Annotated in this window: 5 protein-coding genes; 4 read left to right on the top strand and 1 reads right to left on the bottom strand. The window is 37.5% G+C overall.

The features are described from left to right. The 4 genes from ABJI11_RS11070 to ABJI11_RS11055 form a co-directional block, all read left to right on the top strand. A partial coding sequence (locus ABJI11_RS11070; protein ID WP_348352113.1) for an Ig-like domain-containing protein occupies positions 1-1,907 on the top strand: 1,907 nt, incomplete at its 5' end. A gap of 195 nt (positions 1,908-2,102) precedes the next feature. Further along, positions 2,103-4,247 (top strand): gliding motility-associated C-terminal domain-containing protein, encoded by a 2,145-nt coding sequence (locus ABJI11_RS11065; protein WP_348352110.1) that lies wholly within the window; start codon positions 2,103-2,105, stop codon positions 4,245-4,247. A 3-nt stretch (positions 4,248-4,250) separates the two neighbouring features. Beyond that, positions 4,251-5,201, top strand: coding sequence for a type IX secretion system membrane protein PorP/SprF (locus ABJI11_RS11060; RefSeq protein WP_348352108.1), 951 nt, complete (start codon positions 4,251-4,253; stop codon positions 5,199-5,201). A gap of 12 nt (positions 5,202-5,213) precedes the next feature. Further along, the gene (locus ABJI11_RS11055; RefSeq protein WP_348352106.1) at positions 5,214-7,127 is read left to right on the top strand and encodes an OmpA family protein; all 1,914 of its coding nucleotides are present in this window, start codon (positions 5,214-5,216) and stop codon (positions 7,125-7,127) included. Positions 7,128-7,130: 3 nt separating this feature from the next. Here the strand turns inward: ABJI11_RS11055 and ABJI11_RS11050 are convergent. Next, on the bottom strand, positions 7,131-8,906 hold a 1,776-nt coding region (locus ABJI11_RS11050; RefSeq protein ID WP_348352104.1), incomplete at its 5' end, for a hypothetical protein.

The following is an 8,906-nucleotide window of genomic DNA, read 5'->3' as shown; positions in this document are numbered from 1 at the left end:
ATGGTCCTAGCTCTGGTAGTATATTTATTGTAAGTACGCCAACGAACGGTAGTGTATCATTGAATAATAATGCTACAGTCACAAATCCCGTAGATGATTATTTTACTTATACACCTGATACTGATTATACCGGAACCGATTCTTTTACATATGGAATAACAGATTCAAAAGGTTATACACAACATGCAACTGCTACGATTACGGTTTATGCTTGTCCGAATGCTGGAATTGATGGCACTCTTAATATTTGCTTTGGAGATTCTTTTGAGAATTCTGAACTCTTTGCAGTATTAACAGGTGCACCTGATGCTGGTGGAACTTGGACAAATAATGGTGATGATACTTTTACATATACGTTAATTGCTGTTGCACCATGTACAACAGGTGATACAAGTATCGTAACGGTAACCGAACAAGTACAACCCAATGCAGGAATCGACGGAACCTTGAATATTTGTGCCGGAGCTACATTCACAAATTCCGACTTATTTGCACAGTTGACAGGCGATCCAGATACTGGAGGAACTTGGGTAGACAATAATGATGGAACACATACATACACAGTTTCAGCAATTTCACCATGCACAATAGATGACGAAAGTATTGTAACCGTAATACAACAAGCGCAACCAAATGCGGGAGTTAATGGAACATTGAATATTTGTGCCGGAGCTACATTTGATAACGATGATCTGTTCGCACAATTAACAGGCAATCCAGATACAGGCGGAACATGGGCAGATAATGGAGATGGAACTCACACCTATACTGTAACCGCAACTGCACCATGTACAACAGACGATGAAAGCATTGTAACGGTAACGGAGCAAGCGCAACCAAATGCGGGAATCGACGGAACCTTGAATATTTGCTCAGGAGATACATTTGATAACGATGATTTATTTGCCCAATTAACGGGAAATCCAGAAACAGGCGGAACATGGGCAGATAATGGGGATGGAATTCACACGTACACAGTAGCTGCAACTGCTCCATGTACAACTGATGACGAAAGTATCGTAACGGTAACCCAACAAGCGCAACCAAATGCAGGAATTGATGGAACCTTGAATATCTGTCAAGGAGCTACATTTGATAATGATGATCTGTTCGCTCAATTAACTGGTTCTCCAGATACAGGCGGAACATGGGTTGATAATAATGATGGAACGCACACATATACCGTAACTGCAACTGCACCATGTACAACAGACGATGAAAGTATAGTAACGGTAACCGAGCAAGCACAGCCAAATGCGGGAATCGATGGAACATTAACTATTTGTCAAGGAGATACATTCACAAATTCAGACTTATTCGCACAGTTGACAGGAAATCCAGATACTGGTGGAACTTGGGTAGATAACGGCGATGGAACTCACACATATACGGTGGCAGCAACTTCACCATGTACAACTGACGATGAAAGTGTCGTAACCGTAACAGAACAAGCGCAACCAAATGCAGGAATCGACGGAACGTTGAGCATATGTTTCGGAGATACATTTGATAATAATGACCTGTTCGCTCAATTAACAGGTTCTCCAGAAACAGGCGGAACATGGGTAGATAATGGTGATGGAACTCACACGTACACAGTTGTTGCAACTGCACCATGTATCACAAATGATGAAAGTATAGTAACGGTAACCGAGCAAGCGCAACCAAATGCAGGTATTGATGGAACCTTGAATATTTGCTCTGGAGATACATTTGATAATAATGATTTATTCGCACAATTGACCGGTTCTCCAGATACAGGTGGAACTTGGGTAAATAATGGCGATGGAACTCATAGGTACACAGTTACTGCAATAGCACCATGTACAATTGATGATGAAAGTATTGTAACCGTAACCGAACAGGTACAACCAAATGCAGGAATCGACGGAACATTAACTATTTGACAAGGAGATATATTCACCAACGCAGACTTATTTGCTCAACTAACAGGTAATCCGGATACGGGTGGAACATGGGTTAACAATAATGATGGAACTCATACCTATACTGTAACTGCAACTGCACCATGTACAACGGATGACGAAAGTACTGTAACGGTAACGGAACAGGCACAACCAAATGCGGGAATCGATGGAACATTGAATATCTGTCAAGGAGCTACATTTGATAACGATGATTTATTTGCCCAATTAACGGGAAATCCAGATACGAGTGGAACATGGTTTGATAATGGCGATGGAACTCACACCTATACCGTAGCAGCAATAGCACCATGTACAATAGATGATGAAAGTGTCGTAACCGTAACAGAACAAGCGCAACCAAATGCAGGTATCGATGGCATATTTAATATTTGCGAAGGTGAAACATTCACCAATGCAGACTTATTTGCACAATTAACGGGAAATCCAGATACAGGTGGAACTTGGATAGACAATAACGATGGGACTCACACATATACCGTAACTGCAACTGCACCATGTACTACGGATGATGAAAGTATCGTAACGGTAACCGAGCAAGCACAACCAAATGCAGGAATCGACGGGACATTGAATATCTGTCAAGGAGCTACTTTCACAAATGCAGACCTTTTCGCACAGTTAATAGGTAATCCGGATACGGGCGGAACTTGGGTAGATAATGGCGATAGAACTCACACGTACACAGTAGCCGCAATTGCACCGTGTACAATAGATGACGAAAGTATAGTAACGGTAACCGAGCAAGCGCAACCCAATGCGGGAATTGATGGAACGTTGAATATCTGTCAAGCAGCTACATTCACAAATGCAGATCTTTTCACACAGTTAACAGGAAATCCGGATACAGGTGGGACTTGGGTAGATAATGGCGATGGAACACACACTTACACAGTTGCTGCAATAGCACCATGTACCACAGATGATGAAAGTATCGTAACGGTAACCGAGCAAGCACAACCTAATGCAGGAATCGACGGGACATTGAATATATGCGAAGGTGATACTATTACCAATGCAGACCTTTTTGCACAACTATCAGGTTCTCCTGATGCTGGCGGAACATGGGCTGATAATGGGAATGACACGTTTACATATACCGTTGTTGCAATAGCACCTTGTGCTACAAATGATACAAGTATTGTTACTGTAGAATTTAATCAAACTGATGCTGATGGCAACGGAATAATAGATTGTAAAGATACCATTATAGTATTACCTATTATCACCATAGATGATGTTACAGCAGATAATATTATTAATGAAACCGAAACTCAGAATCCGGTTCTTATAACAGGAACAGTTTCTGGTGATTTTATAACGGGAGATATTGTTACTCTAATCATAGATGCTAATGATTACACCGGTCCTGTGAATGAAAATGGTCTTTTTGAAATATCGGTACCTGGCACACATCTAGCAGCAGATGTGGATAGTACTATTATTGCTTCGGTAACTACGCTAACTATTGAAGGAAACACAGGTTCAGCTTCTGATCAACATACTTATATCGTTGATATTGAACCGCCATTGGTAGATAGTTTTAAAACTATGGATACGTTTCCAATTTTACTTGGTTTGGGGAGTCCAAATGAGATATTGAACATTACTGTTGAGGTCGGCGATACAGGAATTATTTTAGAATATGTAATTAATACGGACATTATTGGTATTTGGGAAATACGAACAGAAACGGATCAGCCAGAGGATGCTTCATTCCCAATTATAGAACCAGAATTAATTTTATTTATCACCGCTGAAGATATAGCAGGAAACCAAGGTCAAGGAGAAGTTACTATAATCTTAGAAAGCGAGCCTGTTGATAATGATACTGATAATGACGGATTACCAGATGAAGAAGAAATAAGAATTGGTACAGATCCTTATAATCCAGATACGGATGGAGACGGAATCATGGACGGACAAGAGATTGCCGATGGTACTGACCCTTTAGATGCATGTGATTCTTTAGGGGGAACTCCACTATCTGGCAGTAAATGCGATATTTATGTTGAACTAGATTTGGTGAAACCTGGGGATATAATGAATAGTGGTTTTGAGATTATAAATATTGAAAGGTTTCCTGAAAACTCGGTAAAAATTTACAATAGATACGGAGTTTTAGTTTGGGAAATTGAAGGCTATGAAAATGAAACTCGAGCATTTAAAGGAGTGTCAGAGGGTAGAATTACCATCAATCAGAATGAGAAATTACCTGCTGGCACCTATTATTATGATATCTATTACATGGCTAATGGAGTGGAAAAAATGTTAACTGGTTATCTATATGTAATTCAATAGAAGATGAAGAAGATATACAACATATTCTTTTTGGTTTTCACCTTGACAATAGGTGGTCAGTTTTTTGTGCTTGCTCAGCAAGATGCGCAGTATACCCAATACATGTACAATACTTTTTCAGTAAACCCTGCTTATGCTGGCTCACGTGATGCCTTAAGTATTTCTGCATTGCACAGATCACAATGGGTGGGTAGAGATGGAGCTCCAAATACACAAACATTAAGTGTTCATGGCCCAACATCAAATAAGGTGGGATTAGGTTTGTCAATAGTACATGATGAGATTGGGAATAATACCAATCAGAATACATACATAGATGTGGCTTTTTCATATACTGTAGAAACTTCAGAAACTGATAAATTATCGTTTGGATTAAAAGCTGGCGGACACCTATTAAATCTAGATTTTAATAACCTTAGAAATTATAGTGCAGGTGGTGTTGCCATAACCGATACAGACCTTTATAAGAAATTTACGCCCAATTTTGGAGCTGGAGTTTATTATCACAATGATAAATTTTACACTGGTTTATCTATACCCAACTTCCTGCAAACGGAGCATTTTGATAGTTCTGATGGTAACGAGGGCTTGGTCTCGGTAGATAGGGTTACTTGGTATTTGATTTCTGGTTATGTTTTTGACATGTCGCCATCATTAAAATTTAAACCGGCATTCTTATTAAAAGCAACACCAGGTGCTCCATTACAGGCAGACGTTTCAGCAAATTTCTTATTGAACGATAAATTTTCAATGGGAGCGGCTTATAGATGGGATGCTGCTCTAAGTGCATTGTTCGGATTTCAAATGACTCCGGAATTTATGCTCGGACTTGCCTATGATAGTGAAATCTCTGAATTGGGTGGCACGAAATATAATAACGGATCTTTCGAGGTGTTTCTTAGGTATGAGTTTTTGAAGAAAGATAAAATTGACTTAACCCCTAGATTCTTTTAAATATAAATAGCAATGAACTTTAAATCGTCTACGGTTTTTGTAATACTTCTTTTTATTTCTGCACTGTGTTCTGCACAGAAAGGGAACAAAAAAGCTGTAGCCGATAATTTTGAACATTATGCCTACATGGGCGATGGTTCAACGTATGAAGAGTTGAGTAAAAAAGGAATGTCTGATGAAGATATTTGTAAAAACCTTGGTAATGAAGCTTATTTAAGGGCAAAGTATGATGAGGCTAGTTATTGGTATGCAAAGCTGTTAGAACTGAATAGTTCAACTACAGAACCAGACTATATGTACAGATATGCACAATCTTTAAAATCGATTAAAAATTATAAGGATTCTGAAATTTGGATGAAAAAATTCAAGAAGGCTAAAAAGAATGATGTACGTGCTCAGAATTACAATAAAGATGAAGGTTATTTTGATGAATTAATGACTGCATCAAATGAATATACTATTGAAAACTTAGCTTCCGTAAATTCTAAAGAATCAGATTTTGCGCCATCATTCTACAAAGAATTTTTGGTTTTCTCTACTGGCAGGGATTTAGAAACTACTGATCGTAGTTCTACTCCGTATTTAAATCTTTATAAAACAACACGTCCAGAGAAAGGACAATATAGTACGGCAACTGCATTTCCTGAAGAGTTAAAATCTGTCGCAAATGAATCTTCGACCACTTTTTCAAAAGATGGGAATACCATGTATTTTACGCGAAATAATTATAAAAAGGGCTCTTTCAATAGAGATAAGAATGGTATTAGTAGGTTAAAGATTTACAGAAGTACGTTTACAGATGGAAAATGGGGAGCTATCGAAGATCTACCATTTAATAGTGACTTGTATTCCGTAGCGCATCCTACATTAAATAACGAGGGAACAAAACTTTATTTCTCTTCGGACATGCCTGGTACATTAGGTGCGTCAGATATTTTTATGGTAGCTATTCATCCAGATGGTAGTTTTGGAACACCAGAGAATTTGGGGTCTAAAATCAATACTGAAAGTAAAGAGACTTTTCCGTTTATATCAGCATCTGGCGTGCTGTATTTTGCATCTGACGGACACCCAGGTTTAGGTGGATTGGATATGTTTTCAATCGATTTAAAAAATGAAGGAGCGGTAAAGAATTTGGGTAACCCAATCAATAGCCCTAATGATGACTTTTCAATGATTTTCGATGAAGAAACCAATTCAGGTTTTTTTGCTTCTAACCGAAACGGAGGAGTTGGTAATGATGATATTTATGCGCTGAAAACGATAGACTGTATGGTGACTATTACTGGTACCGCGGTAGATAAGGACACGGAACAGCCTTTGCCATTTGTTACTGTGAACGGCAAGAACACTTCAGGAGGTAATATAGGCGAGGCAATAACGGATGCTGAGGGTAACTATAGTATAGAAATTCCATGTCAAGAAAGTCAATATTCAATTGTTGCCAATCTTGACGGTTATGAAGAGGGTTCTATTTTTATGTTTACCACTCCCGATGAAAAGAATATTAAAAATGCCCGTGTGGTATTGGAGGAGAGTAGTAAGGTTGCTGTAATTGGAGCGGATTTGGTAAAGGTTTTAAAACTGGCGCCTATCTATTTTGATTTGAACAGTTCATACCTACGTGATGATGCTTTTGAAAATTTAGATAAGGTAGTTGCCTATATGATTAAAAGACCAGAGATAAAAGTAGAAATTGGATCGCATACAGATAGTAGGGAAGAGGATGGTTACAACCTTTGGCTCTCTGATCGAAGAGCGAAAAGAACGGTTGCCTATATCATATCTGCAGGAATAGATGAAAGTAGAATAACAGGAAAAGGCTACGGAGAAACCGCACTAATCAATAAATGCGCAAACGGAGTCATTTGTTCTGATCGTGATCATCAATTAAACAGACGTTCAGAGTTTATATTGATAGAGTAAGTCTTAGTTAATATTCTTCGTTACTATTTCTATTTCTTTCACTACATGCATCGGTTTACCGTAAGAAGTAAATCCGTTTAAAATTATCTCGTAGGTTCCTTCTATATCTGAAGTAAAAAATTCAAACTGATAATCGCTAGCTTCAATATTTAAAAGTGGATTCCAGTATAGTATTCTTCTGTAATCTGGTATTCTATTGAACGAAGTATCATCTGTTTGATAGGTTTGCACAAAGTAGTTCTTTTTGGCTACAGGTTGGGTAAATGGTACTATTAGACTGTTTTTAGCAGTATAAGTGTCTAAAAAATTGGCATCAAAGGTTTCAATAGAAATAATACCTTGATACTCTTTCTGTCCTAAACGAAATTGATCTCTAGTCAAACTAATTTTTTCAATTTTACGGGCGTCAAATGCTCTTATTGTTTCATGATGTGGTATAAATACTCCATCAATTAAAACTATAGCGGGGAAGTCGTTGTATTCTTCGTCATAAGACTTAAAATCTTGCCCAATTCTAATATATGCGTCACTAGTATTTGCTTTTCTAAATCCCGCAAACTTCACCACTTCTACCAACGTCTCTTCAAGGGTAGGAAATCTTGTATATTCATCTAGAATAATAATTTCTGGAATACCGCCGTTAAAAATATCTATGGTATTACTCTGTAAAATTGAATCTGGTTTAGTACTAAAAAATTGGTTTTCGATCTGATTTAATACACTTCTATTGGTAAGATATTCTGCATGTTCTTTTGATAATGTAAAGTTAGAAAAAGATAAATCAGTTAAATCAATAGCACCAGGTGTTCCTTTTTCTATAGTATACATTTTGCTTTGGTCTTCAACCTGTATTACCGCCATAGGGTTTTTACGGTCTTTGCGTATGTAAGAATAGAAATTTCCATTTTGGTCGGTTTTAGAAAACTTCAATAATGATTCTTTCCCAGGAATAGAAATAACAACGGGAAGGTTCTCAGCGGGTAAACCTGTCTTACTATTTTTTACTGTTCCATAAACAAGTTCTCCACGCTGTTCTGGTAAAAAAATGTTATCACCAATGGTCTGTTTAATTTCTTTATCTGCATTGAAATATGCATTACCATAAGTAACGGAATTGAGGGAAGAAGGTAAGTCTATTTCTTCCTTTCTTTTTACTTTGATACTGTAAAAACCATGACCTAAAGTTCCTTTGTAATTTTTGATGTTCAGGTTTACTTTCTCTCGAGGTTGATATGTAGATTGGTTAGTTCTAATTGTAATTGTTGATGAATCTGATACCGAAATAGCCTCAGATGAAATAGACGATAACGCATCGGCATTATTTTTTAGAAGGGTAGATTGGTCTACCAAATACGGGTTGATGATTACAATATCATCTTTAAAAACTTGAGATAGACCTGCATTTTTCATCCATTGCGTATAACCTAAAAGCTTGTACCTGCCGGACGGTATATCTGTAGATACAAAGAAATCACCATAGCCATGCCCTTTGCTCAACTTCACTTTATGTTCAAAAACAAAGTCCTTTGCTTCATTTACAAGTGCTACATACCCAATTGTACTTATTTTACTAGGGTTATTGGTTTGTGCATTAAAGCAGTGAATTGAATAATACAAGTATTCGCCAGATAGTACTAATGGACCGTTATGATCCACATATGCCTTCTCTTGGGGCACTTTTTTTAAATTTAAAAGTTCAGAACCATCTTTGATTACATATTGGGCGTGACCAAGATTGATAATTAAAATGATTATTGTGGTAAGTATTTGCGTTGTCTT

It is taken from the genome of Maribacter sp. (assembly GCF_039968975.1).
Taxonomy (GTDB): domain Bacteria; phylum Bacteroidota; class Bacteroidia; order Flavobacteriales; family Flavobacteriaceae; genus Maribacter.
Note: the sequence above shows the minus strand (reverse complement) of the source record. Positions and strands in the feature narration are given on the sequence as shown.

What these genes read in the sequence shown, in the direction of transcription:
- ABJI11_RS11060 (WP_348352108.1), top strand. Translation starts at nt 4,251, where the DNA reads ATGAAGAAGATATACAACATATTCTTTTTGGTTTTCACCTTGACAATA.
- ABJI11_RS11055 (WP_348352106.1), top strand. Translation starts at nt 5,214, where the DNA reads ATGAACTTTAAATCGTCTACGGTTTTTGTAATACTTCTTTTTATTTCT.